The 26,285-nt window shown below is 45.7% G+C and carries 26 protein-coding genes and 1 tRNA gene; 23 read left to right on the plus strand and 4 right to left on the minus strand.

What is annotated here, in order from left to right:
* Positions 1–506 precede the first annotated feature (506 nt).
* Both ACQY2K_RS03450 and ACQY2K_RS03455 read left to right on the plus strand, forming a co-directional pair.
* Entirely contained in the window at positions 507–2,612 is a 2,106-nt protein-coding gene (locus tag ACQY2K_RS03450) for a glycosyltransferase (RefSeq protein ID WP_428040764.1), read from the plus strand.
* A gap of 11 nt (positions 2,613–2,623) precedes the next feature.
* Positions 2,624–3,310, plus strand: a complete 687-nt coding sequence (locus tag ACQY2K_RS03455) for an acyltransferase (RefSeq protein WP_428040765.1) — start codon at positions 2,624–2,626, stop codon at positions 3,308–3,310.
* 53 nt (positions 3,311–3,363) lie between these two features.
* On the opposite strand, the gene ACQY2K_RS03460 is transcribed toward ACQY2K_RS03455, so the two are convergent.
* Both ACQY2K_RS03460 and ppdK read right to left on the minus strand, forming a co-directional pair.
* Entirely contained in the window at positions 3,364–3,936 is a 573-nt protein-coding gene (locus ACQY2K_RS03460) for a hypothetical protein (protein ID WP_428040766.1), read from the minus strand.
* 102 nt (positions 3,937–4,038) lie between these two features.
* Positions 4,039–6,867: a pyruvate, phosphate dikinase gene (gene ppdK, locus ACQY2K_RS03465; RefSeq protein WP_428040767.1), complete on the minus strand. Its 2,829-nt coding sequence runs from the start codon at positions 6,865–6,867 to the stop codon at positions 4,039–4,041.
* Positions 6,868–7,022: 155 nt separating this feature from the next.
* On the opposite strand from ppdK, the gene ACQY2K_RS03470 reads away from it, so the two are divergent.
* Complete coding sequence (locus ACQY2K_RS03470) at positions 7,023–7,568, plus strand: hypothetical protein (RefSeq protein ID WP_428040768.1); 546 nt, start codon at positions 7,023–7,025, stop codon at positions 7,566–7,568.
* Positions 7,569–7,599: 31 nt separating this feature from the next.
* On the opposite strand, the gene hydE is transcribed toward ACQY2K_RS03470, so the two are convergent.
* Complete coding sequence (gene hydE, locus ACQY2K_RS03475; protein ID WP_428040769.1) at positions 7,600–8,658, minus strand: [FeFe] hydrogenase H-cluster radical SAM maturase HydE; 1,059 nt, start codon at positions 8,656–8,658, stop codon at positions 7,600–7,602.
* Between the two features lie 174 nt (positions 8,659–8,832).
* On the opposite strand from hydE, the gene ACQY2K_RS03480 reads away from it, so the two are divergent.
* The 18 genes from ACQY2K_RS03480 to ACQY2K_RS03565 all read left to right on the plus strand — a co-directional run bounded on the left by ACQY2K_RS03480 (position 8,833) and on the right by ACQY2K_RS03565 (position 24,345).
* Positions 8,833–9,003 (plus strand): hypothetical protein, encoded by a 171-nt coding sequence (locus ACQY2K_RS03480; RefSeq protein ID WP_428040770.1) that lies wholly within the window; start codon positions 8,833–8,835, stop codon positions 9,001–9,003.
* Between the two features lie 148 nt (positions 9,004–9,151).
* The gene (locus ACQY2K_RS03485) at positions 9,152–11,914 is read left to right on the plus strand and encodes a hypothetical protein (RefSeq protein WP_428040771.1); all 2,763 of its coding nucleotides are present in this window, start codon (positions 9,152–9,154) and stop codon (positions 11,912–11,914) included.
* 54 nt (positions 11,915–11,968) lie between these two features.
* Entirely contained in the window at positions 11,969–12,379 is a 411-nt protein-coding gene (locus tag ACQY2K_RS03490) for a DUF805 domain-containing protein (protein WP_428038299.1), read from the plus strand.
* A gap of 84 nt (positions 12,380–12,463) precedes the next feature.
* Positions 12,464–12,880, plus strand: coding sequence for a DUF805 domain-containing protein (locus tag ACQY2K_RS03495; protein ID WP_428040772.1), 417 nt, complete (start codon positions 12,464–12,466; stop codon positions 12,878–12,880).
* Between the two features lie 151 nt (positions 12,881–13,031).
* Positions 13,032–13,301 carry a 30S ribosomal protein S15 gene (gene rpsO, locus ACQY2K_RS03500; RefSeq protein ID WP_177746373.1) on the plus strand — a complete coding sequence of 90 codons (270 nt, stop codon included), beginning with the start codon at positions 13,032–13,034 and terminating at the stop codon, positions 13,299–13,301.
* Positions 13,302–13,309: 8 nt separating this feature from the next.
* The gene (pnp, locus tag ACQY2K_RS03505; protein ID WP_177746375.1) at positions 13,310–15,421 is read left to right on the plus strand and encodes a polyribonucleotide nucleotidyltransferase; all 2,112 of its coding nucleotides are present in this window, start codon (positions 13,310–13,312) and stop codon (positions 15,419–15,421) included.
* Between the two features lie 431 nt (positions 15,422–15,852).
* Entirely contained in the window at positions 15,853–16,356 is a 504-nt protein-coding gene (locus ACQY2K_RS03510) for a biotin/lipoyl-containing protein (protein ID WP_177746376.1), read from the plus strand.
* Between the two features lie 2 nt (positions 16,357–16,358).
* Positions 16,359–16,622, plus strand: coding sequence for a hypothetical protein (locus tag ACQY2K_RS03515; RefSeq protein WP_428040773.1), 264 nt, complete (start codon positions 16,359–16,361; stop codon positions 16,620–16,622).
* Between the two features lie 127 nt (positions 16,623–16,749).
* Positions 16,750–19,068, plus strand: coding sequence for a DNA translocase FtsK 4TM domain-containing protein (locus ACQY2K_RS03520; RefSeq protein WP_428040774.1), 2,319 nt, complete (start codon positions 16,750–16,752; stop codon positions 19,066–19,068).
* The gene (locus tag ACQY2K_RS03525) at positions 19,049–19,804 is read left to right on the plus strand and encodes a LolA family protein (RefSeq protein WP_428040775.1); all 756 of its coding nucleotides are present in this window, start codon (positions 19,049–19,051) and stop codon (positions 19,802–19,804) included. The genes ACQY2K_RS03520 and ACQY2K_RS03525 overlap by 20 nt, the downstream gene beginning before the upstream one ends.
* Positions 19,801–20,421 (plus strand): CDP-diacylglycerol--glycerol-3-phosphate 3-phosphatidyltransferase, encoded by a 621-nt coding sequence (gene pgsA, locus ACQY2K_RS03530; protein ID WP_177746384.1) that lies wholly within the window; start codon positions 19,801–19,803, stop codon positions 20,419–20,421. The genes ACQY2K_RS03525 and pgsA overlap by 4 nt, the downstream gene beginning before the upstream one ends.
* Complete coding sequence (locus ACQY2K_RS03535) at positions 20,412–20,894, plus strand: phosphatidylglycerophosphatase A (protein WP_177746386.1); 483 nt, start codon at positions 20,412–20,414, stop codon at positions 20,892–20,894. Before pgsA ends, ACQY2K_RS03535 begins: the two co-directional genes overlap by 10 nt.
* Positions 20,895–20,908: 14 nt before the next feature.
* On the plus strand, positions 20,909–21,559 hold the full coding sequence (locus ACQY2K_RS03540; RefSeq protein ID WP_428037401.1) for a MotA/TolQ/ExbB proton channel family protein: 651 nt from the start codon (positions 20,909–20,911) through the stop codon (positions 21,557–21,559).
* Between the two features lie 3 nt (positions 21,560–21,562).
* Positions 21,563–21,967: a biopolymer transporter ExbD gene (locus tag ACQY2K_RS03545; RefSeq protein WP_177746390.1), complete on the plus strand. Its 405-nt coding sequence runs from the start codon at positions 21,563–21,565 to the stop codon at positions 21,965–21,967.
* Positions 21,967–22,680, plus strand: a complete 714-nt coding sequence (locus tag ACQY2K_RS03550) for a TonB family protein (protein ID WP_428040776.1) — start codon at positions 21,967–21,969, stop codon at positions 22,678–22,680. The genes ACQY2K_RS03545 and ACQY2K_RS03550 overlap by 1 nt, the downstream gene beginning before the upstream one ends.
* Position 22,681: 1 nt before the next feature.
* Positions 22,682–23,170, plus strand: coding sequence for a hypothetical protein (locus tag ACQY2K_RS03555; protein WP_428040777.1), 489 nt, complete (start codon positions 22,682–22,684; stop codon positions 23,168–23,170).
* A 3-nt stretch (positions 23,171–23,173) separates the two neighbouring features.
* Positions 23,174–24,130, plus strand: a complete 957-nt coding sequence (locus ACQY2K_RS03560) for an NAD-dependent epimerase/dehydratase family protein (protein WP_428040778.1) — start codon at positions 23,174–23,176, stop codon at positions 24,128–24,130.
* A gap of 124 nt (positions 24,131–24,254) precedes the next feature.
* A tRNA-Ser gene (locus ACQY2K_RS03565) sits at positions 24,255–24,345 on the plus strand.
* Between the two features lie 233 nt (positions 24,346–24,578).
* Here ACQY2K_RS03565 and ACQY2K_RS03570 read toward each other — a convergent pair.
* A complete protein-coding gene (locus ACQY2K_RS03570) occupies positions 24,579–24,743 on the minus strand; it encodes a hypothetical protein (protein ID WP_428040779.1) in 165 nt (54 codons plus the stop codon).
* Between the two features lie 342 nt (positions 24,744–25,085).
* On the opposite strand from ACQY2K_RS03570, the gene ACQY2K_RS03575 reads away from it, so the two are divergent.
* Together ACQY2K_RS03575 and ACQY2K_RS03580 are read left to right on the plus strand one after the other, a co-directional pair.
* Positions 25,086–25,292 (plus strand): type IV pilin protein, encoded by a 207-nt coding sequence (locus tag ACQY2K_RS03575; protein ID WP_428040780.1) that lies wholly within the window; start codon positions 25,086–25,088, stop codon positions 25,290–25,292.
* Positions 25,276–25,587: a hypothetical protein gene (locus tag ACQY2K_RS03580; protein WP_428040781.1), complete on the plus strand. Its 312-nt coding sequence runs from the start codon at positions 25,276–25,278 to the stop codon at positions 25,585–25,587. Before ACQY2K_RS03575 ends, ACQY2K_RS03580 begins: the two co-directional genes overlap by 17 nt.
* Positions 25,588–26,285: the final 698 nt, after the last annotated feature.

Below are 26,285 nucleotides of genomic sequence, written 5' to 3' on the forward strand. Positions count from 1 at the left end.
GGGCTGCCGAGTGTTTTGGCGGCCTGCCAGGCTTTGGAAAAAAGGTAGATTTTGAAACAAATTCAAAATGAACAATAAAATAAATATGCTATAATAAACGCAGTGCGCAAGGGAAACCGGGCGCCGACAATTTAATGTTTTTGGAATCCTATTGAAGAATAGGAAGGCTTTGGAAAATCCAAAGTTCTGAGAGAGTCCAAAAAACAGTTAGTTTAGGCAGAAGATGAGGGGAAGTCATGAGCCTCTTGTCTTCTGCCGAGTGTTTCGCACATATTTATATGGGCGAGACCACGGCTGTTTATTGGCAAGACTTCTCTCAGACTTGTCCTAACCAGCCGTTTTTTTTAAGCCTTCCTTCGTTTTTTCCGCTTTGTTACTGCTTCATTTTTCATAGGTTCCGTTCGCTTTCATACGTTACAGCACATACGTATGAACGGGAAGGGGGCTTATGCACATCTCCGCCAAGAGTCAGGGCCCCTTTTCCCTGTTTTGTGGAGGAACTTGTTATGAAAATCGCCGTCGTTATTCCGTCTAAAAATGGGTTGCACCATATGAAAGAGTGTTTGCCTACCGTATTGGCTGCCGCCAAAAAATCTACCGTTCCTGTCAGCGTTACCGTAGTGGTGGGGGATTCTGCGGACGGTTCTATGCAAGAGGCTCCTGTACTTTTCCCGCAAGTGAAATTTTTAGAAAACCCCAAACACGGTGCTTCGTCAGCGCGCAATTTGGGGGTAAGCGACTCGCAGGGGGAGTGGCTGTGTTTTTTGGATAATGATGTTTTTGTTGACGAGGATTTTTTCAATACGGCCCAAAAATATTTACGTCCGGATGTGTTTTGCGTAGCGTGCGCAGGTTATTGTGCTTATCCTAAAAAAGCCGGCGCGTGGGAACAGTTGGACGGCGTAAAATTATTGGGTTGGAAAAAGGGTTTTCCCCGCTTTACGCACAATATTTATAATGAATTTTTGCCGGAAATGGTGGAATATCCTTCGTGGGGTGTGCAGGGAGCATATTTCTTTTGCCAGCGGAGTTATTTTGATTTATTAGGTGGTTTTGACGAAAATTTGGACCCGTATATGTTGGAAGAAACAGACTTGGTTTATCGCGGGTTAAAACGCGGTTGGAAAGTGATTTATGCACCCGATACCAAGCCCCGCCACAAATGCGGAGGCACGATTAACAGTAAAAAGAACAAATTTACGCAGTTTTTATCCAAGCGCAACCGCACTTGGTTTGTGTGGAAAAATGTACACGATACGTCGCTTTGTTTGGCACATTGGCTGCGGTTTATTTTGTCGTTTTCGCCGCGTTTGTGGAAGGAATGTTTGCGGGAATATTCTGTTTTTCATCAAACCGCTTTACACGAAAAATCTGCCCGTAAAAAGACGGATTTAGAACTCTTGGAAGAGTCCAATAAATTTGAACAAAAATGTAATACAAAAGAAGTGGAATTACGCCAACAGAAATTAAATATCAAATTGGGTGTAGATTATTTACAGGCACGTTTAAACCGATATACACATAAATATAATTCTGTAAATAAAATTGCAACGCATATGATGTGGGCTTGTTTGCTATCTGCTATTAGTAAAAAACAGAAAAACAAACCTCTGTCCGGGCCTATACGCATTTGTTTAACCATAGAAGGTGGTATGGGGGATATGTTAATGAGCCTAAACTGGGCAACGGCTTTTTACATAAAATTTTGTAAAGAGAAAAATATAAATTTTTTTGTATGTTGCCATAAAATATCCCTCTTGCCACACTTAACCGAAACTTTAACTTGTTTTGTATCTGAAAGTGAAAGAGATTCCCAATATTTTGATTTAAAAATTACTTGTAACAGAAGCCCTATTGTTCAATATGCTAATTTACAACGCCTACCAACAGGATTGCTTGGCTATGTGGAAAAACTACTGGATTTGGAACGAGAAAATAAATATTTTTTAACAGTTCCATATAAGGATTGCATCACTCAAAATATTTTATCTAATCTGCAAAAGCGTTGGGCACAACCTGATTTAGTAAATGAATTTAATTTACAGGAAGATTGGATACTTTCTGTGCCCATAGAGCAAGAAAAAGAAACATTGCAAAAATTTGGATTAACTACAAAAAAATATATCACCATAAACCGCGAAGTGGGCGATACTCAATTAGTAGATAGCACCAAATTGTGGCCGTTGGAGTATTACAGAAAATTAATTGCTGATTTAAAAGAAACCGCTCCTCAATACCAAATTATTGAGGTTGGGTGTGGTAAAGGCGAGCGTTTAGGAAATGCCGATAAAAATTTAGCAGGAAAAACCTCGTTAGAAGAAATAAAAGTCATTTTAAAGCACGCCCTTTTGCATATAGATAGTGAGGGCGGCCTTGTCCACTTGCGCCACGCGTTAAAAGGGGGCGCGTCTTGTGTCTTTTTTGGTCCCAGTTCGCCAGCGGTGTTAGGTTATTCCGAGAACCTAAATCTGTGTAGCCACGCTTGCCCCATACATTGCGAATTTTATTCCCGCGCTTGGCAAGAGTCTTGCATAAAGAAAAATCATATTTGTATGAATACTATTATGGAAAAAGACGCATTAAAACAAATTCAAATTAAATTGGGAGTTTAATGAGGTGTATTATGGAAAACGAAGATAAGTTATACTTTCAACGTAAATATGGACATTCCAAAATCTTACTTTTTATTCATTTAATGGGAAAATATATTAAAGACCTATATCATCCGGTAAAATCTAAAAAGCCACAAGTTTTCGGAAAAGGAAATATTATCCCTTTTGTGCCGAAAGGAGTGCAAATAGAAATATATGGCGATAACAACAAGGTGGAAATTGACCCTTCTGTAAAAAAATGGAATGGACGTATTGTAATAGGCAATCCGGGTACAAATACGCCTACACATAACTGCCTTGTTAGAATTGGTAAAAATTCTGATTCTAATGGAGTATGGATTGATTTATTAGAGGATAATTCCGCAGTTATTATCGGTAATAATTGTATGTTGTCTTGGAATATTCATATTTTTGCCAGCGACTCTCATACCATTTATGATGCTAAAACAAAAAAATTACTAAATTGGGGCAAAGAGATTATCATTGGCGATAATGTTTGGGTGGCTATGGACTGCACTGTTTTGAAGAATAGTTTGATCGCTAAAAATTGCGTGGTGGGGGCTTCGGCTGTGGTGGCCGGTAAATTTACCGAAGAAAACTGCGTGATTGCCGGAAATCCCGCCAAAGTAGTAAAACGCGGTGTGGCTTGGGATAGACGCAGGCCTAAGGAATATATTACACAGTATCCTATGGAATAAAAAAATCCCCGCGGTTTAGACACCTCGGGGATTTTTTAAAGCAACTAAACCAGTTAATCGGCTAACCAAGCCGGGTCTTGTACGCAGAACTTTTCCGGGTCCACAATACCGTTTAAGGTGGCTACTTCTTTCTTGCAGTTTTTCCACCCTCTAAACGTCTCGGACACGGTGGCAAAGGCAATGTTCATATGTGTATTTTGACCGAATAACACGCCCACCATACCGCCTTTGTCTGCCAAATCCGCCCCTTGGCGCAAGGCTTCGCGCAGGGATATCTCGCCCAACATTACCCGGGAAAAGAGTACGTTTTCCGCCACATCTACATAATTGGTAAGCGGGTCCGGTAAAAAGCCATCGGAACCATACACTTGCCCAAAGGTTACGCGAATATTATTCTTTTTGGCTAATGCCAGGGCTTCGGTTTCTTTGGTTAATGCCCGCTGCCCCAGTGAAATAGCCTTTTTAAAATTTTGCTTTCTAACGGCTTCGCGGCATTGTGCCGCATCATCTTTGATTTGCTGGAACTGCGTTACCAACAGTTGTTTGGCAACGGCCTGGTCCGCCGGGGCTGCACTAACCGGCCACGCCAAGGATAATACTAATGCAATTAATAAATGTTTTTTCATAATCAACACCTTTACCTATATTTATAGTATAGAGAGTTTTATGAAAAAAAGCAAACAAAAAGCCCCAAGGTTGATTCCCCGGGGCTTTTGTAAAGCAATTTTTTATTTGCGTTTGTAGGCCAATACGTCTTTGGCGGCGGCTTGCGCAGCGGCCAGGCGCGCTATCGGCACGCGGAACGCGGAGCAGGACACATAAGTAAACCCTTCGCGGTGGCAGAATTCCACGCTGGCAGGGTCCCCGCCGTGTTCACCGCAGATACCCACCTTCAAGTTAGGTTTGGCGTCGCGCCCTTCGGTTACGGCGTGTTCAATCAGCATCCCTACACCGCGTTGGTCAAGGGTTTGGAACGGGTCGGCTTCCAAAATGCCCTGCTTCAAATATTCGGGCAGGAACGAGCCGATATCATCACGCGAAAAACCAAAGGTCATTTGCGTAAGGTCATTGGTTCCGAACGAGAAGAAATCCGCTTCTTGGGCAACTTCATAGGCCAACACCGCTGCGCGTGGAATTTCAATCATCGTACCCACGGAGAAATGGAGTTTTTTAACCTTGGTTTTGGCTACCACTTCGTCATACGCGGCGCGGATGAGTTTCTTTTGCGTGATGATTTCGTTCACGTCGCAGGTAAGAGGAATCATCACTTCCGGCTCCGCTTTTACACCCTCTTTAATGAGTTCGGCGGCAGATTCAAAAATCGCGCGGGATTGCATTTCGGTAATTTCGGGATAGGTTACACCCAAGCGGATACCACGGTGTCCCATCATCGGGTTGACTTCGTGCAGCCCGGCGGCGCGTTCTTTAAATACAGCCATCGTAATGCCCAATGCTTTGGCCAGTTCAGCCTGCTTTTCGGGCAAGGTCGGCACAAATTCGTGGAGCGGCGGGTCCATCAGGCGGACGGTTACACCATAGCCCGCCATAGCCTTCATAGTCGCCTTGATTTCCTTTTTCATATACGGGAAAAGTTCTTCTACCGCGGCTTTGCGTTCGGCCTCGTTGCCGGAGAGAATCATTTTGCGCAAAATAAAGAGCGGTTTTTCGGAGTTTTTACCGTAGAACATATGTTCTATGCGGAAAAGGCCGATGCCCTCCGCACCGAATTTGCGGGCATTTATGGCATCTTCTTCCGTATCTGCGTTGGCGCGCACTTTCAGGGTGCGCACTTTGTCGCACAAGGCTAAAAAGTGCATTAAGTTCTTGTTGCCTTCGCCGGCGGCTAACATTTTTAAAGCACCGTCATAAACATATCCTTTCGTACCGTTTAAGGTTAAGGAATCGCCCTCTTTAAAGGTTTTTCCGCCCATACTGACGGTTTTGGCTTCCAGGTTAATTTCCAGTTCGCCGCAGCCGACAATGCAGCATTTGCCCCAACCGCGGGCAACCAAAGCCGCGTGAGAGGTCATACCGCCGCGCTGGGTTAAAATACCTGCGGCCGCACGCATTCCCTCAATATCTTCGGGGTTGGTTTCTTCGCGTACCAAAATGGCTCTTTTGCCGGTTTCTTGCAACTTAATAGCGTCGGCGGAGTTGAAAACAATCTCGCCGCAAGCACCGCCCGGGCCGGCCGGCAGACCTTGGGCAATGGGCTTTACACCCGCTTCGGCCTTGGGGTCAATGGCGGGGAGCAAAAGTTCGCCCAACTGGGCAGGCGTTACACGCAAGACGGCTTCTTCCTTGGAAATCAAGCGTTCTTTTACCATATCCAAGGCCATTTGTACGGCGGCGGTTCCGTTGCGTTTTCCTACGCGGCATTGGAGCATCCACAATTTTTGGTCCTCAATCGTAAATTCAATGTCCAACATGTCGTGGAAATGCTTTTCCAGTTTCTTTTGGATAGCGTCCAATTCTTTATAAACTTTCGGCATTACCTTTTCAAGCGTAGGCAAATGGGCCGAGTGAGCATTTGCAGACCATTTGTTCATCGGCGAGGGGGTGCGGATACCGGCCACCACATCTTCACCTTGGGCATTGATTAAATATTCGCCGTAAAAGTGGCTGTCGCCGTTGCCGGGGTTGCGCGTAAAGGCCACGCCCGTGGCACTCGTATCGCCCATATTTCCAAAAACCATTGTTTGTACGTTAACGGCAGTACCCCAATCGTGCGGGATATTTTCAATATTGCGGTAAGCAATAGCGCGTTTGCCGTTCCAAGAGGCAAACACCGCACCGATAGCGCCCCAAAGTTGTTCCATCGGATTGTCCGGGAAGTCTTTTTTGAGCACTTTTTTGACGGTCTTTTTAAATTCCGCGCACAGTTTTTTGAGTTCTTCGGCCGGAATATGAGTATCGTCCGTTACGCCGAGTTTTGTCTTTAAATCGCCCAGCATACCGTCCAAAATTTTGCGGATTCCTTCTCCGTCCTTGGGTTCAATTCCGGCGGCTTTTTCCATTACCACATCGGAATACATCATAATCAGGCGGCGGTAAGCATCATACACAAAGCGGGCATCACCCGTTTTGGCAATCATACCCGGGATAGTTTCTTCCGTAAGGCCGATATTTAAAATGGTTTCCATCATACCGGGCATAGAGGCGCGGGCGCCGGAGCGGACGGACACTAAAAGCGGATTTTTTTCGGAACCGAAAACTTTTTTGGTTTCGCGTTCAATTTTTTTGAGGTTGGCCTCTACGTCGGCTTTCAATGTTTTGGGATAGGAACGGTCGTGGTTCCAATAATAGGTACAAACTTCGGTAGTAATTGTAAAACCGGGAGGAACGGGCAGTTTTAACAGTCCGGCCATTTCGGCCAAATTGGCGCCCTTACCGCCCAATAATTCCTTCATTTTGCCATTGCCTTCGGCACGGCCTGCGCCAAAAGAGTAAATATATTTAGCGGGTTTTTTGAGAACGGCTTTCTTTACGGCTGTTTTTTTTACAGTCTTTTTAGCGGCAGGTTTTGCAGCCGCTTTCTTGACGGTTTTCTTTACCATATATGGTCGTTTCTCCCTTATATTAAAATAACAGTATAACGGGGCTGGCCCGTTTTAATTTCCTATATTGTAATACATTTTCCATAGAAAACAAAATTTTTTTCTACATATCCACTTTTTGTTATAATTAGGAAACGTGTGTAAAGGGGGAAAAGATGAATAAAAAAGGACTCAGTTTATTTGCAATGCTGGGCATTTTGCTATTAGTGGCTGTGGTGGCCTGCATTGTGTTTAAGGATACTGTTCCTGTAAATCTGGAAGAACTGGCCCAACGGCCAGACAGTACGATTCAAGCCGGCATTTTAACAGCCGGAATACCGAACGTAAAAGTATTACCGATTCCCCAAGAGGTTTACGATTCTATACCCGATAATCCCAGCCATCAAGAAATTTTTTTAGGTGATATTAAAAAAGTCCATTGGGTCAGTTTGCGCGGCTGTCCTTATGCGGCGGCCTTTCGGGAGGCCGTGGAAAGAACCCTGAAAAAATATCCCTCAGCCTATCAAAATACAATGGAGTGGACCAGTGGTACAAGATGGATCAAGTGCGCCCCCGGATACAAAACCTGCCCGGAGATGTGGTTGGTAAATAATTGTATGGAGTTGTGCATTATAAACCCGCAAAAACGCCAAATCGTAGCCTTGCAGCAAAGAAACGGCAAACAAGCCGCGGCACTGTTGGAAAAATTAAAAGATTGGTAAAAAATAAAAGTCCTGTTTTTAAACGGGGCTTTTATTTTTTCTGGGACTTATTCTTTAAATACTCTCCGTGAAAGCCGTAGGACATTTGCACGGTTCGGCCGATAGATTCAATCTTACCGGCAATGCAGTAGCGGCACTTTTCAGGGGTATCGCCCGTGCAGATTTTTTCGGGATACAGTTCATACATTTTGCGGGGTTCGCCCTCGGTAACATTGGGCATCACCACATTGGCCCCGCTCTGCAAAGCCAAAAGGCGGCCTTGCGGGTGGAGTGTTTCCATAGCCGTGGTGGCCGGGATATTGATGTCCGGCAGTAACAGGCGCATTATAGCCATCATTTTAAGGGCTAACTCAAAATGACCGTTTGTCGTTTCGTTTGCCAACGGAGTGTGGGGGTGGGGGATAAACGGTCCGATTCCCGCCATATCCACAGGAATTTGTTTAAAAAACAGCAAATCGTCCGCTAAACTTTCCGCGGTTTGCCCGGGAAGCCCCACCAGCGACCCTGAGCCGACCTCGTAGCCGAGAGCCTTTAAATCGGTTAAACAGCGGGCGCGGTTTAACCAACTCATTTGCGGGTCCAATTTTTCGTAAAGGACTTTATCGGTGGTTTCTATGCGCAAAAGGTATCTGTCGGCCCCGGCCTGGCGGTACAGGGCATATTCTTCGCGCGTTTTTTCGCCCAAACTTAATGTAACCGCTAAACCCATTTTTTTAATTTGACAGACAATATCAGCCATTTTATCGGCGGAGAACCACCCGTCTTCCCCAGATTGGAGCACTACTGTTTTATAGCCGTAGCCGGCGGCTTTTTCAGCCAATTTTACGATTTCCTGTGGGGATAAGCGGTATCGTTTGGCTTGTAAATTGGAGCGGCGGATACCGCAATACATACAGTCGTTTTTGCAATAATTGGAAAATTCAATAAGTCCGCGCAAATAGACCTCATCTCCCACAAACTGTTGGCGGACCTCGTCGGCTGTCTGAAAAAGTGCGCGCGCATCCAGGAGCGACAAGAGCGCAATAATTTCCTCTTTCGCAAGCGTATGAGTGGCTTTTGCCTTGGCTAAAATTTCCGTTTCAGCAACCATATATTAAAGTATATCAAATTGGAAAAACAGGCCAAAAGACCTATTTTTAGGTAGGTCTGCCCGTCGGGGTGGAGTAGGCCCAAAAAGTTCCGTCGGTTAGGCCCAATGACCCTGTTAATTCTCCGTCGGAAACACTATTATATAAGTATAACCTAACGCGGAGGAGGCGCAACAATGAACACTTTAACCCAAAAAACAAAGCAAGACCAACTGCTTAAAAAACAGCGCCTGGACCGGGAGTTTTCCTGGATTAGCCGCGAATTTAAAGATATGCTTACTTCCAGTGATGTAAAACTGGACAATGTGGAACTGTACGCGTCCTTGTTTCTGGGCTTTGTACAATAAACTTTAAAAACCTCCTACAAGAACACCCTGCGCCCGCAACTTCTCCTGCGGGCGCTCTTGTATGTAAGACCTATATTTTGGATAGGCCTTTTGGCCCTTGAAGGGGAAAAAAGAAATTTATATATTATCAACAGGAGGTAGGGGATATATGAAAATGCCAATTTTAGTAGGGGGAACTTTGTGCCTTTTATGTGTGGTTCCGGCTTCCGCACAGGAGACAAGTGTTGTCAAAGGAGCAAAAGAAGGTTCGCAAATAGTGGAACAAGTTATCGGACAAGTCGGCAAAGAGGTGCCAGGCCTTAAAGGACTGTCTAAGGTTACGGGTATTCCCTCGGCGCACCTCCCAACGGGTGTTATTCCTACGGTTCCAACTGTTTCCGTGCCGGCTACTCCTGTGGGGAAAACTCCACAGACTAATGTTACCATAAATTCTCCTGCCGTTTCGTCCCAGCAACAACAGATTTCTACTGCCGTTGATAACTTAGTGGGCAATGTCAACACCCGATTAAAAACAACATTGCGAGAAACGGACGACCTCCTTGCCAAAGAGAATTTTTCAGCCGCAGATGCAAAAGAGGTGCTGTACCAAATTTTTGAGGTTTCACGCAGGCCTTCTTCCCAAGAATACTTGCTGTTAAAGGATCTTCCGGTTTTGGCAATACAGAAAGGTGTTAAATTAACCGCGGATCAGACCTACTTGGCACAAGAATTATATAGAACTAATTTGGTGTGCTATAAGGGGAGCGTTTCTTTGGATGAAGATTCAGACTTGATGGCTTGGGGGAAAACAATGTCCGCCATCAGCAATTTAGGTTTTTTTGGCACCACAAAAGATGTTCCTCTGTTGATGAATATTTACCAAAAAGCGCCGGAATCTGTAAAATCGGTTACGGGTATTGCCATTGTGCGCGCTATGCTTAAACTGAAAGCATATAAACAGTTACGTTCTTTTAAAGGGGCGTCTTCTTTGCCGGCGGAGTTTGTAGAAGGAGTAAATAACTGGCTTGCCAAAAATGGCTTGGGAGAATATGTGTTGCCGCAAGCGACAGGAAAGATGAATACTTTATCCAAAGATTCTTACCGGATATTGAACTATTATAGTTATTATAGTGTAAAGCATACATTCCCAGGGGAAACAACTACCGCTGATTGGCTGAATTTATCCTTTTCCGCCCCCAGAATCAATACAGTTGTACAAGGAAAAAATAATAACAATGCCGCCTTGGTTGCAGAGTTGCGCAATTGGATGATTGCCTATAACGGTAAATTTCCGCGGTCCGCTATTTATAGAGATGGAAAGCTGATTCGCGGGGAGCAGAGAACGCCGGAGGAATTAACTGAGGTTAATTTGGCTTTCCGTGTGCACAAAGCTTTACAACGTGCACAGGACTCCAATGATATTTGGATCAAACAGTTGCAAGATTTAAAGGGTGGCCCTATTAAAAAACACCTGACACCGCAGGAAAAGCTCCAGTCCGTACGGAAGTGGATGGACGAACACGACGGAATATGGCCTGGAAATGCTTATGACAATAAGGAAGCGATTAATTTAGCACAAAATGTTGACAATTATTTGAAAACAGTACCTGCCGATGACCCCATAGCCAAAGAGTTATTGGCACTGAAAGAGCAGGGGCAAAAAGTGCGCCGTCAACAACTGGCAGAAACTTCCCAAGAGAGAGCGGAGGAAGCGCGCCGTCAAAAACAGTTGAAAGCCGAAGAACAGTATCAACAACAGTTAGTGCGTGACCAACAAACCTATGACAATTTGGTCCTTTGGATGAGAAATCATAACGGGACATTTCCAACCATTGCTTCTGCTGATGCAGAAGAGTCCGGTTTGGCCCGTGCCGTTTCCGGGGTTAAACAACGCAATGCTGGTTTGAGGGATAGTATAATTCGCCTTAAGGAAAATGCTACTCCCCGGGAAAAAGCCACACCCAAAGAAGATCCCGCTCAGGAGAAAGCAAGGTTAGAACGCTTGGCAGAAATTTCTCGTCAGCAACAACAGGAACGGTTTGAGCGTGGCCAAAAAATTTATGACGAAACCATCTTTTGGTTAGAGACCCATAACGGAAGATTGCCTTCATCTGCTTCCACTGATAAAGGAGAACGTCGTTTGTCCGGGGTTATTAGTTACTACAAATCATATAATCATAATTTGGCGGATCTTTATGAAGAAGCCAAACTGTGGGCTGCAGTCAAGAGAAAGTTAGGCTATGGAACCTCACGTTGGTTGGCATCGGGTAACCCTGACAAGACGATGCAAGAGGCCTATGAGGAAATAATGAAAAAAATGGAAACTCGTTCGCCTTCGGACAACCCTGTGCTAAAAGAAATATGGTCCTTATATTACCAGGGGAAAATTGCTAATCTCAAGCGGAAGTTGGAAGTTTATGTGAGTTATCTTCTTTTAGGTTATGAGGATACTTATAAAGACCTGATGAAACCAGATGTGCCTGCTGGAATACAAGCCGAAGCCAAACGCTTGGTGGAGGAAGCACAAACGGCTGTCCAGCAATCAACTTTGCGTAAAATGCAGGACTATTTGGCAGATTCCAATCATCTGTGGCCTTATCGTACGGGGAGTGGAGAGAATGGAATAAAACTGTACAACTTCTTGACTGGCAGTAATGTTCCCAATGACATAAAGCAGCAAGCTATAAGTTTGAAAGAAGAGGGCCTTTCTCGTGTTGTCCCCGCGTTAAAAAGTTGGTTGAAAACACATAGCACGTGGCCGAGTTACAGTGATAGTAGTGAGAGAGAGTTGGCTACGGCTATTGATTTACTGACAAGGGACCCGGACTTGAAATTGACACCGGAGGCAGCGGAGATTGAGCGCTTATACAGAAAACAATATAGCACACTGGAAAAAATAAAGAAATGGTGTAAATCTTTCTTTAACAAATAGTTGTTTTAGTGCCCGCAACTTCTCTTGCGGGCACTCTTTTTATATAATAACATTATGTTAAAAGATGTCTTTATTTATACGCTTAAATGCCTACTCTATTTTTGGTGTCCGTTTGGACGCGCCGGCCGCAAGGAATATGCTTACTACAATAATACCACGCTGGTTTTGGCGTTGTTGGTGGTTGCGGCTATAAAGTACCTGCCTCCCCATAAGTTGGAGTGGTTGTATGCGTTTGCAAATGAATTTAAGGTTGCGCTGTGTTGTGCTTGTGCCGTAGTGGTTTTGGCTTCGTATAGCGTACTGGTGCGCCGCGGGCACGACTTGGGGTATAATTGGTTTTCTACGCTGTTCCGCTCCTCAGAGTGTATGATGTTCAAAGGCTGGCAGTTTAACCGCCGGCTGTTTAAAGAAGAAGGCTCCCCTTTGCCCAACGAATACGGCCCCGCGCCCGAAGAAAATCGGTAAACCTTCCCCAAGGCCCGGATAATTTGTCCTCATTCGTCTGTGTTTTACGGCTTAAAGGGGGGATAGTTTTTGCTACAATATATTATGCAAATCATTTTAGATGGGTTAAAATACTCGCTTAAATGCATGGCCCTCTTTTGGTGCCCGTTCGGCCGTGCCAGCCGCATAGAATACGTTTACAGCCACCGGGCCCCGGCGTTTGTGGCTTTTACTGCTATTATCATTATGCTGTTCTTGCCACCCCATAAGTTGGAGCGGGTGTTGGCGTTGATAACTGAATATCAGGTTGTACTATACAGCATTTGTGCCGTAATGTTTGTGGGGTCGTGGACCCTGCAGGTACGCCGCGGGCACGATTTGGGGTATAGTGGATTTGCTACCCTGCGGCGCACTTTTAATTATTGGAAAGGTAGCAACTGGCAGTTTTATGACCGGTTAATGTCGGAGGAAGGCTCCCCTTTCCCCAATGAATACGGCCCCGCACCCGAAGAAAACAAGTAGCCCTTTCCTAAATACAAATCAATTTGCTATAATTAAACTGTACTTTAAGTAAGTATAAATTAACAATAGGAGAAGGCCCTTACTCCGGCTCGGTACTCTTTCGGATAAAGAGTGCTTGGTCGCGCAGCAAACGGTCTAAGTGTACAAAAAAATGGTACTTTCCATGCAAGACAGAAAAGACATCATCAGCAAATTCCAATCCAGCGCCAACGATACCGGCTCTGCCGCTGTCCAAATCGCGCTCATTACGGAACGCATCCAATATATTTCTAACCACCTCAAAGCCAACCCGAAAGATTTTGCGGGCGAAAGAGGCCTTAACAAATTGGTCGGCCAGCGCAAACGCTTGCTCGCTTATTTGAAGAAATCTGACTTTGAAAGATATCAAAAAGTTACCCAGGAACTTAAATTAAGAAAATAACTTTTATTATGCAAAATTTCAACCACAAATTTGATATTCAAGAAGTGGAAGTTACCGTCGGCAGCCAAACGATTAAACTTCAAACGGGTTTAATCGCCAAGCAGTCTGACGGCGCAGTCGTAGCCACTATGGGTGAAACTATGGTTTTGGCGACGGCTGTTTCCACCAAAGAGCAAAAACCGGGCATTTCCGATTTTACTCCGCTTACCGTCAATTATAAAGAAAGAACCTACGCCGCGGGCAAAATCCCCGGCGGTTTTTTCAAACGCGAAGGCCGCGCCAGCAAGAAAGAAACGCTGTCCTCCCGCATTATTGACCGCACCATCCGCCCGATTTTCCCCGAAGGTTTCGCTTGCGAAACCAACGTAACGGCTATGGTTATTTCCAGCGACGAAAAGCACGATGCGGATGTCTTGTCCGTATTGGCTTCCTCCGCTGCGTTAGTCATTTCCAGCATCCCGTTTAACGAGCCTGTCGCCGCTGTGCGCATTGGCCGCAAAGACGGAAACTACATCGTCAACCCCACCAAAGAAGAACAAGAAACCTGCGATATGGACCTGGTGATTGCCGGTTCCGCGCAAGGTTTATTGATGGTGGAAGGCGGCGCCAAAGAAGTGGAAGAAGACGCCATCATCAAAGCGATGGAAGTTGCCAAGCCGGAAATTGACAAAATGTGTGCCGTGCAGTTAAAACTGCGCGAATTGGCCGGCAAGCCGAAATTTGAATACGTCGTGGAAAAACTGCCGCAGGAAGTGGCGGACCTCGCCAACGGCAAATTCCGCGAAGAAGCCAAAAAGATTTTGCACGCGTTTTCCGATAAGCAAACCCGCGATACGCAGGTTGCCCAGTTGAAGGCCTCTTTCACCGAAGAGTTGACCCCCAACTACGGCGATAATGCCGCCACCTATGCGGGTATTGCGTTGGAAAATATTATGTACGAAGAATCCCGCAACTTGGTGTTGCACGAAAACGTCCGCGTGGACGGCCGCAAACCCGATGAAATCAGACCTTTGAGTTCTATGGTCGGTTTGTTGCCCCGCGCCCACGGTTCCGCCCTGTTCACCCGCGGTCAAACCCAATCTTTGGCGGTAGCCACCTTGGGTACGCCTGATGACCAACAAATGGTGGAAGGTTTGGACGACACCACTTACGAACGCTTTATGCTGCATTACAACTTCCCGGGTTTTGCTACCGGCGAGTGCAAACCGGACCGCTCTCCGGGCCGCCGCGAAATCGGACACGGGGAACTTGCCCGCCGCGCGTTGATGCCGCTTATCCCGAGCGAAGAAGAATTCCCGTACACCATTCGCGTGGTTTCCGACATTATGGAATCTAACGGTTCCTCCTCTATGGCCAGCGTTTGCGGTGGTTCTTTGGCCCTGTTTGATGCGGGCGTGCCGATGAAATCGGCCTGCTCCGGTATCGCTATGGGTGCCATTTCGGGCGAGGGCAAATTTGTAGTTCTCTCCGATATTATGGGGTTAGAAGACCACTTGGGCGATATGGACTTTAAACTCACGGGTTCCCGCAAAGGTATTACCGCCTTCCAAATGGACGTAAAACTCAAAACGGGTATTCCGCTTGATGTTTTGCGCCAGGCTATCTCCCAGGCTACCAAAGGCCGTATGTTCATTATGGACCATATGGAGAAAACGATTGCCGAACCGAAGAAGAACATTTCCCGCTTCGCGCCGATTATTTTCAAAATGAGAATCCCGGTGGACAAAATCGGTGCCTTAATCGGCCCCGGCGGCAAGAACATTAAACGCATTACGGAATCTACCGAAGCCAAGATTGACATTGCCGAAGACGGTACGGTAACTATTGCCGCCGCCAACAGCGACCGCTTGGACCAGGCCAAAGCCGAAATTGATATGATGACTGCCGAACCCGAAGTAAACAAAATTTACAAGGGTAAAGTAGTATCTATCCAGCCGTTTGGCGCGTTTGTGGAAATTTTGCCCGGTAAAGACGGCTTACTCCACATTTCCGAAATTGAAAAACACCGCATTAACAAGGTGGAAGACGTATTGAAACTCGGCGATATCGTTGAAGTGAAATGCGTTGAAATTGACAATAACGGAAAAGTAAGACTTTCCCGCAAAGCCTTGCTCAAATAGTTTCACTTGTTGTATATAAAAAAGCCCCGGAGCCTAACCCGCCCCGGGGTTTTTGTGTAAAAAGTCTATGTTTGGCTCTTTTTCTGCTTAACCGGTTATTTGCTTTTTCCTGTGAGGACACAGCCTGCCGCCCAAAATAGCCGTCATATGTGATAGCAAGCCTTGCACACCTGTCTTATTAAAAATATGAAAAATTTAGGGGGAAACTGGCAGGTGTTTGCAACGCGTTGTGACTTTTTGTTTTTGCGCCACGACGGTGTTTATAAGGGCGTTTGAGAGAGCAGAAACGCGCTAGTTAGCCGTTTCACAGGACGAAAATGTATCGTTCCTTCCGGTAAAAATAATACTTTTTGTTTCAAGTGCTTCAAAATTATGTAAAATAGAATAAAGTAGTTTTGGGATTACTTACGAAACCGAGGTCATCTTGATTTATGAAAAAAACAGTAACTAAAAAAGCGGCTTCCAAAGTGGCTGCTAAAAAGCCCGCCGTCAAAGAATCTCCGATTTTAAAAGACGTAAAACAACTGTACGGTTTTATGAAGGACAATAACCTGGACACCATTGAATACGACCAGAAAGGCCTGTATTTGCGCTTGGTGAAAGCCAAACCCGCCGTGGTGCCGGTACCCGTCAATGTGGGCGGAGCCATTTCCGCTTCCGGCGCACACGCGGCCGTCCCCGTGCAGGAGCAATACAAAGAAGTGATTAAATCTTCCTTAATGGGTATCTTCTTCCGCGGATCCACCCCGTCGGCTCCGCCTTTTATTAAAGAAGGCGCACGCGTGGAAAAGGGTGATGTTATCTGCCTGATTGAAGCGATGAAGGTGTTTAACGAGATGCGCGCAGAATTCCCTTGCGTTATTAAGAAAGTGCTGGTAGAAAACGGCAAACCGGTTAAACAAGGCGATGCTTTGTTTGCCATTGAACGGGTGTAAATATGACACCGTTGCAAGAGAATATTCAAATTGCCGTTACCCGTATGAGTGAATATTTGGCGGAGCACAAAACGGCTACATCTTGGCAATTAAAATTAATGTTGCGCGTGTCCAGTTCGGTGTTGTTTTTAGCCTTGGGCGTGCTTTACGGACAGGGGAAAATATCCCTAGTGGCGGACGGTATTAATTACCACGTCATTTGGGGGAGCAACCCCGAACCGCAAGCCCCGGTGCCGCCTACACCGCCTTTGCAAGAAAATATGTAGTTTTTACAGCCCCCGCGTAAGCGGGGGTTTCTGCTTTTAAGGCCGCCCTCTCCATAATTTTTCCGTCAATGGGCGGTGCTGTGTTTTATCTTGGAAAATCAGCCCAAAAAAGGTAAAATATCTCTATATGCAAAAGCGTTATTATTACACCCCTAAAAAATCCAAAAAACGTATTAAAAAAACGAATTCTACGGTTTGGATGCGCACGGTATTTTATATTTTAACGGGCGCGCTGACGCTGTGGCTCTTTTGCATTTTATGGTTTAACATTTCCAACGGCGCGGCGGGTCAGGCGGTTGCCAAACAACTGTACCAAATGTTGGGGCAGTCGGCGGGATTGATACCGCTTTTCCTGGGATATTGGCTCGTGCAGACGGTGCGCAAAAAAAGCGCGTCTTTCCTGTTTTTTATTATTGGTTCGTCGGTAACCTTGGCGGCCTTTTCCTGCTTTTTAACCCTTTTAAGACTCGTTTTCAAGGATTCCCTTATTTCCGGCGGACACGTTGGCGAGAGCCTTTTTACGGCCTTGCAGGGAGTGTCCGGTGTGGCGGGCGCGGCGGTGTTTTCGCTTGCGTTTATTTTGGTTGGCATCCACTTGCTTTTTGCAATTCCGTGGGCGGTGGTGTTGCAAAAAACGGGTGACTTTATCCGCAACGATTTTAACGGTTGGATGGAAGCCCGTGCCGAACTTAAAGAAAAAGTTCGCGAGGGTAAGGCCGAACTTAATGAAAAGCCCTCTAAATCCACCTCCTCCCGCCCGGTAGCGGAGGAAATCCACGAAGTGCCGGAAATTCACCGTTCAAAACCCGAAATCCGCCGTCCGGTGGCCGAACCCGTCCACTTACCGCGGCGCGAGGAAATTTCGTCCGCCCATTTACAACAAGAAGAAACTTCCAATGCTCCCACGGATGAAAACGGAGAAGTTAAAAAATTTGACCCCAAAACCTTTAAACTTCCGCCGCTTGATTTGCTAAATGACCCGTCCGGAGACGGTATCGTCGGCCCTACTGATGATGAAATCGCCCAGGCCACCCGCCGCTTGGAAGACACCTTAAAAAGTTTTGATATCCGCGCCACGGTTACCGGGGTATCTCCGGGCCCGGTGGTTACCCGTTACGAAATCAAGCCCGACCCGGGCGTAACGATTGCTTCTATCACGGCCCGCACCCAGGATATTCAGGCCAGTATGGAGGCCCGTTCCGTGCGTGTCCAGGCGCCTATTCCGGGGAAAAATGCCGTTGGTTTTGAAATCCCCAACGAACGCCCGGTAATGGTTACAATGAAGGAAATTTTGCAATCTTCCGTGTATGCCAATTCCAAGGCGGTCCTGCCGATTGCTTTGGGCCGCTATGCCGACGGCGAACCTGCCGGTTCCGTGGCGGAAAAGTGGCCGCATATTTTGATTGCCGGGGCCACTAACAGCGGTAAGTCTATTTGTCTGCATACGATTATTATGTCCCTGATTTACAAGCATACCCCCGACGAAATCAAATTTCTAATGATTGACCCTAAGCGCGTGGAACTGACGCTTTACGAGGGAATTCCTTACCTGTATGACCCCAAAACGTCGTGCGACGATGTGGATGTGGTTACCGATGCCAACGGGGCTGCAAAATCCTTGCAAATGCTGGTAAAGGTAATGGAAAAGAGGTTGTCCATTATGCAGTTAGCCAAGGTGAAAAACATTGAGGGTTACAACCAATGGGCCAAGCAAAATAATGAAGAAAAGATGTTCTACATCTTTGTTATTATTGACGAAATGGCCGATTTGATGCTCCAAACCAAGGCATCTATTGAGGATTCCGTACAGCGTTTGGCGCAAATGGGCCGCGCGTTGGGGATTCACTTAATCCTTTGCACACAGCGTCCGTCCGTTAAGGTTATTACGGGTATTATTAAAGCAAACTTGCCTTCGCGTATTGCTTTGCAGGTGGCCTCCGGCATTGATTCCAAGGTTATTTTGGATGCCACGGGGGCGGAAGATTTGCTCGGCCGCGGGGATATGTTGTATCAAAGCACATCGGACAAAACGCCGTTCCGTATTCAGGGGGCCTATGTGTCCGAAAAGGAAATTAAAGCGGTGGCTGATTTCCTGCGCGCACAAGGCGGGCCGGATTATCCGGTACAAATTGTGGCGGAGCAAAACCCGCACCAACGTCCGCAGGACGGACTTGGCACCAGCCCCGAGGAGTTATTGCAGGCGCTTAACCTTATTAAAGAGCGCCGCCGCGTGTCGCAAGATTTGCTCAAAGCGCACTTTGGTTCCTCCGCGCGCGCGACCAATATGTTAAGCGTGTTGGAAATGAAGGGCTATATTTCCAAGCCGGAAGGCTCTAACCGCTGGGAAATCCATTATGAAATGATTGACCAGGCCATTGAGGACTTAAACAGTTTACCATATGATAAAAACTATCAGGAAGAAACGTATGAAACAGTCTATAAATAAAGTAATTTTTCCGTTTATTTCGGCATTGATTTTAGCGGCTTGCGGCGGTTCCGCGCCCGAAGAACCTGTTGCACCCGCCCCAGAACCGGCGGCTCCGCAAGTGGTTACTCCGGCGCCTAAAACCGTACAAAAACCCAAAGCGCCTGTTAAAAAAACTGCTCCGGCCCCCAAAACTACGTTAAATGCAGCCGAATTAACCGCTCGTTTAAAACAATGGGATAAAAAATTAGCCACCTTGGAAACTGCCTTTGCCCAAAACACTTCTTACGATGGGGTAGAGGTTAGCCGTTCTATGGGCAAACTGTTTTATGACCGTGCCCAAAACCGCCTTCGCTTGGATACAACGAGCCAGGAGGGCGATTTGGAACAGACTGCCATTACGGATAAAAAAGATATCGTTATTTTAGACGAAACGGGTAATATGGTTACTACGCTTTCCTGGGCCGATTGGCAGCAAGGCCAGCCCAATCAGGCGCTCTTTGATTTTGGCAATTATACCGCTTTGGTGGAACGCCACAATGCCACCGTAAAAAGCCAGACCGACAAAGAAGCCGTTTTGCTTTTAACACCCAAAGAGGGGGAAGAATACCAACTTTTGCTGACTTTAACGGCTCCGGATTATTTCCCGCAGGTGCTTGCTATAACATCTGACTTAATGACGACAAAAGCCGTCCTGAAACAAATTCAAAAAAACCAACCGCTGCCTGCGGCGGTGTTTGGAGGATTTAAAAAATGATGACGTTAGCCAATAAAATTACGCTTATGCGTGCCGCGCTGTCTATTGTAATGTTTCTGTTTATTTTACTTCCGTACGGGTGGGCCCGTATTACAGCCACGCTTATTTTCATTTTGGCAGCCAGTACGGACTGGGTGGACGGAAAAATAGCCCGCCAAACCAACACAATCACTCCATTTGGCGCGATTGTGGATCCGTTTGTAGATAAAATTTTGGTTGCGGCAGCGTTCTTTGCCTTTGTGGGCATTAAGGAATTGGATGTGCCGATTTGGGCGGTATTCTTTATTTTGTTACGCGAATTGATGATTTCCACCTTGCGTGTGATTGCCGCCTTGGAAGGCAAGGTAATGGCCGCAGAACGCTGGGGAAAGTTTAAAACCGTTATTCAAATGACTGCTATCGGGACTATTTTCTTTGTGTTGGATGTTTATCATTTGTCCCATTTAGTGTCCGGTTCGGCACAGGAGTTCTTTCAAATAACTTTTTTAACACTCCAAAAGGTCCCCTATGCCATTACGGCCATCGCGGCAGTAATTACTTGGATTAGTGCAGTTTCATATTTAAAAAACAACTGGGATTTGCTTAAAAAATCGTGGAGTCTGCCCGTATGCAAATAATCTGGCGCGCCTTAGCCACGGGGCTGTTTGTCAGTTATCTGCCGCCACTGGTGTTTAAATACAAAAAAAATACAGGGGCGGGCTTTTTAGGTACTTTATGGGGAATTCCTTTGGTGCTGTGCTTTCCGCAGGATTCTATGCTCTATATGGTGTGTATGCTGGCCTTTTGGGCAGTTGCCGTATGGGTCTGTAAAAAAGTACAATTTAAAGGATTCACAGGCCACGATAATCCTAAAATTGTAATAGACGAAATGGCCGGATATATTACGGCTATGGCGTTTTTACCGCGGACCTGGCCGTATTTGTTGGCGGCTTTTATATTGTTCCGGACGTTTGACACACTAAAACCGTGGCTTGTTAAGACCTTTGATAAAATGGAAAATGCCTTCGGTGTGGTGTTTGATGATGTGGCCGCCGGGCTAATGTCCAATATACTCGTGCAGATTTTTATTATATTCGTAGTGAACAGGTAATAAGGAGATAAAAAATGGATTTTTCCAATATGACAAACTTACGCGAACTTTTGGCAGCGGGCGGCCCGATTTTAATTCTACTGCTCTTGCTGTCCGTTTATTCTATTTCTATTATTTTGGAACGCTTTTTTAAGTTGCGCTCTACGATTTCCCTTTCCCGCAAGTTAATGGCGTATTGCCGCCACCCGCTCCGCTCGGAAAATTACCAAAAGGTGGAAGATGCCTGCCGTAAAGAGGTTGTTAAAAATACACCTGCGGCCGCGCTTATTTTGCGTCTGGTGCAGGAGCGCAACCGCCCGCAAGCCGAATTGGAAAAAATCGCGGACAGCGTGATTGATTGGGAAGTTACCAAATTACAGCGCCGCCTGACTATTTTGGGCACTTTGGGCAGTATTACGCCCTTTATCGGCTTGTTCGGTACTGTTATTGGCGTTATGCACGCATTTAAAGATTTAGCCGCCAATACTGCCACCAGTGCCGGAGCCTCCGTCGTGGCCGCCGGTATCGCCGAAGCGTTGGTCAACACCGCCGCCGGGCTTTTTGTGGCTGTTCCTGCGGTAATTGCGTATAACTATTATTTGTCCAAAACCAATTACTTTGCCAAGGAACTTGAAAATATCGCCGATGAGATTATTTACCGCCGCGGCGACGTGGAAGAATTTTAACCTATGCGCACACACAAAAACAGAACCGTAATGGCGGAAATCAATATGGTGCCGTTTATTGACATCACCTTGATTTTGCTGATTATTTTTATGGTAATGAGTCCGATGCTGGTGCAAATGCAAATGACGGTGGATTTGCCTAAATCCAAGGCCATTAACACGCAGGCGGAGGACGATGTCATCCGTATAGAAGTTACGCGCGACGGCACCATTACCGTAATGAATAAAAAACTGACCCTTAAAAATTTAGAGCGCGAGTTGATTTTGCGCTTGGGTAAAGCAAATAAAAAGACGATTCTCGTCCAGGCAGATAAAGACGTACCGATACAGCAAGTAGTGGACGTTTTTGACGTTGCAAAAAAATTAGGTGCGGCCAAGTTGGGAATCGGGGTGCTTTCTAAAAACTGATGAACCGTTATTTTGCTATTTCCGGCGGACTGCATGTTCTGGCCGCTTTATTCTTACTTTTGCTATTGGCTCCTTCGGCTAAGAAGGCGTCCGCTACTTATACGATTGATTTTATCGGAAGCGGTAAGGTGGTGGCCACCACGGGGCAGGAAGCCTCCGCGCCAAAGGCCCCCAAAGCCGCCGTGCAAGCCCCGGCAGTAGCCAAAGAAGCCCAACCCAAAGCAGAACCTGCTAAAACGGCTAAAAAGGCGTATGCCTCCAAGAGCGAAATTACCGCTAAAAAGCAATCTGCAAAAAAGGCGAAGCCTTCCGCACCGTTAGCCGCGCCCAGCGTATTGGACGAATCCCAAGCGGGGGGGCAATCGGCAGAATCTGCCGAAGCCGCCAAAGAAGGCCAATTTGCCGGCGGTAATATTCAAACCGATTTTGCCAATTTCCCTTATCCTTGGTACATTACCCAGGTAAGAAATTCCCTTTGGATTGAGTGGGAAAAACGCCGCCCCGCAGGCAATACGTTATCGGCATTAGTATCTTTTGCTATTGCGCGCGACGGCAAGATTAAAAATTTACAGGTAGAACGCAAATCCGGCGATGACACTTTTGACTTTGCTGCATCTTCCGCCGTAATTAATGCAGGACCCTTTGCGCCGCTGCCGATGTATTACGAAAAAGACGAACTCACCGTAAGTGTGGAGTTCAAACAGGAGAAATAATATGAACGGATGGCAGCGTTTTGCGGTGCTTATTATTTGTTGTTTTGCGGTAATGATTTTATATCCCGATTTCGGTGCTTCGGGCTGGACGTTTATCGGGATGATAATAGCTATGTGGACGGGGGTAATCCTCATTTTGTCTGTTGTGTCCAACCTTTTTGGCCTGTACAAGTGGGAAAGTTTAAATAAACTGATTTTCTTTGTGCTTACCTGTGCGATTATGTATTCCTTGTTGTGGTATTTCCCGCAGGAAGATAAAGTTACACCGGTTAATAAAATTAAATATGGCGAATTTCCTACCAAGGCCGATATTGACCGTGGCTTAAAACGCTTTACCTTTAATTTTGATTTCGTCCGCCGCAATGCCAAGAGAAAGGAAAATTTTACCAACCAGGATATAGACGAAAAGGCCATTAAAAAGGAAATTAAAAAGAAGGTTTCCCAAAAAACGGATGAATTAGTAGAAAAACTGGATATTCATGTGGACTAACGTATGAAGGATACCATTTTAATTACGGGCGGAAACGGTTTTATTGGCCGGGCGTTGACGGATAAACTCCTGCAAGAGGGGTACAATGTCCGTATTGTTACCCGCCGGACCCCTAAACAACAACCGGCAAACCCGGCGGTAACACTGGTGCAGGCCGATTATAATGATGTGAAATCTTTGGAAAAGGCCTTGTCGGGCTGTGTGGGCGTGTTCCATTTGGCGGCGGCCATTTTCGGCTTTAACCGCGCGGATTTTGAGCAGGCCAACGTAATTGCCACGCAAAATGTGGTATCTGCCGTAAACAATACGCCGGAAATCAAAACCTTTGTACACGTTTCCAGTTTGGCGGCCAGCGGCTTTGCCACGGATACGGACCACCCCCGCACGGAGGATATGGAGCCGAAACCCGTATCCGATTACGGCATTACCAAACTGGGGGGAGAAAAAGCCGTTAAAACGCTCCGCCCGGGCGTAAAATGGACGATTATCCGCCCGCCGATTGTCTATGGCAAGAACGATTCCGGTGTGTCCAAAATCGCATTGTGGGTCAAACGCGGTCTTATGGTAAATACTTCGGGCAACGGATATTTTAGTTTTGTGCACGTTTCCGACTTGGTGGAAGCCCTTTGGCAAGCGTTTATCCGCCCGGAAACAGATAAAGAAACCTATTTTATTACAGAAGAAGCGGTTTACTCGTGGGATTATTTTATTACGCAAATGGCCCGCGCGATGAATTGCCACAAGCCTTTTATGCCCTCGGCCCCCAAATGGATGATGCGTCTGGCGGCGTGGGTGTATGAAGTGGCGGCCCGGGTTACGGGCGCGCAGCCTGCCTTAAATTATGACAAGGTAACCGAAGCCACTATCCCCGGACATTGGATTTGCTCGGGCAAAAAGTGGCATACGCTGACAGGGCAGAAGTTTACCCCATTGGCAGAAGGCCTAAAAAAGAGTTTTTAATTTTGTCTTGCAGATGTAAATTGTATAGGTAAAAAAATAATGTCTGCGGATAAATTAAGAAAAGTTTGTAAAATTTTGTTATAATATAGAGGTTGACGGTAATATTACCGACGGCACCAATTTTGGAGAGGTGGCTGAGAGGCCGAAAGCGGCGGTTTGCTAAACCGTTATACGGGTTAATTCCCGTATCGAGGGTTCGAATCCCTCCCTCTCCGTAGAAATTTAAAACCCTTGCGCGAGCAGGGGTTTTTAGTTTTTAGGAGAGTTTGCACATCCCAACTGTTTGGTGTATCGTCTGGATTTGGAACCCGCAACATTGTGTGAGTTTAAGGCCGCCCTAGGCCGAAAGGCAAACCCTGCGCGAGGACGGTCCGGGCAAAATTTCCGTCAGGAATTTATACAGGGCATATCCCTATTGTTGCTTCCTAAAACACATTTATTCCTTGTTTTAGTTGGTTGTCCAGATACCTTTCTCGCGCTCCGCGTGGGTCTCCCTTCGCTCACTCTTAGCATAAACGGGTTTTCGTTTGAAAACTCTTTCTTCTCCAAAAAATTCTTTACTTTTCAAATAGATCAAGAGCCAGGCGAATTTCTCCTGTTTCTTCTCTGTCATTTAGTTTGCTATACGGTCTCTATCGTTTGCCATTATCGTTATTCCCGAGGGTGTACAGTCGGGAATCTGTCGTTATTAAAAATGAGGTTATATATTAGCCGCATGCAAGAGGAAAGGTCAAATAAGAGGTCATCCAGAACTGGTGGCCCGCAGGGTTTTCAGAATCTACTTTTTGGCTTTTTTTTCGTTGTTGTTTAGCCGTTCTTTTTAAAGGGGTTGTTTCTGTTTTTTTTTGTTAAAATTTTGATAATCTGCGTTGGTTGTATCCCGGTGTATATGGCGTATAAAAACGCGTATAAAAAGCCGTTTTGCTCAAATATAATGGCCTTAAAAGGAGAAAAAATGAAAAGTAATAAAAGTGGTTTTACATTGATAGAATTATTAGTTGTGGTGTTGATTATTGGTATTTTATCCGCGGTTGCGCTTCCGCAATATACCAAAGCTGTAAACAAAAGCCGCGTAGCAACATTAGAGCCTGTATTAAAAAGTATCTATCAGGCTGGCCAATTGGCGGTTTTGGAAGGAGCAGTCAATGAATATGGTAATTAATGTGGATGACTTATCAATTGTTCCACCACAAGGCATAAAATTGGGTGGAGATTGCAGAACTCTTGGCAATTTTTATTTTAAGCATATTAAATCTCCTACTGCTTCTGGTATAACAGATGTCGCTTATACATACTGTCAAGACGGCGATTATGTTAAATTTTTATTTACTAATAAAGGACTATTTTGTTTAGATTGGGATCCCAAAAAATGTGCCAAATATGGATTTACAAAAACAACTAGTTTTACAGATAGAGATACTGGCGATACTATGACAGGTAATGTCTATACAAGATGATGCGAAAAAAAAGTATTGACGGGTTGGTTCTAGATTAGGCGGGGGATAAACCTCCCGCTTTTTTGGGCATATTATAATAGCGGGGGAGAAAAATAGGGGGGGAAGTGGCATATGTCAGATTTTATGGCAGTTGTTCCCCTCTTTTGCAAGGATCTAAGGGCAAGCCTTTATAAGCCCTTTTTTATTAAATTTTACCCCCTTTTCTATTCGCCAGGCGCTCGCTCTATTTGGCAACTTCGGCCTTGTAGAAAGTTTGCTTATCCTTTTCATACACGCAGTTTCTTTTGCTTATTCTTTTTCCCTTTTCTATTAGACGTGTACCTTCGTTATTTTTTGCCTTTTAAATATCCTGATTTCCTTAAATAAACCGTTTGGGTTTATGATGATTTCTTGCTTTTTTCTTTCTTTTCAAGGCTTCTGCTTATATAGAATTATCGTACAGGCACACCCCCTAAGAGACGATTTTTATGGCTTATGTATGGCGAAATTTACAGGAAAAACAAGCCATCTTTACTAATAAAACTATACCCAAAAAACTTCCCGCTATACAAGTTTCCACCCCTCTCAAGCAACTAAATAACTATCTATTATATTATTCTTGCTATCTTCTTTTCCTCCTCGGTCCGTGCGTTGCACCGGGAATCCTTGGGAACTCTGGCCCCCCGCATATCATTAGTTCTCTTAGTCCCAGCCCAACC

Source organism: Candidatus Avelusimicrobium fimicolum (assembly GCF_021632165.1).
GTDB classification, from domain to species: Bacteria; Elusimicrobiota; Elusimicrobia; order Elusimicrobiales; family Elusimicrobiaceae; genus Avelusimicrobium; species Avelusimicrobium fimicola.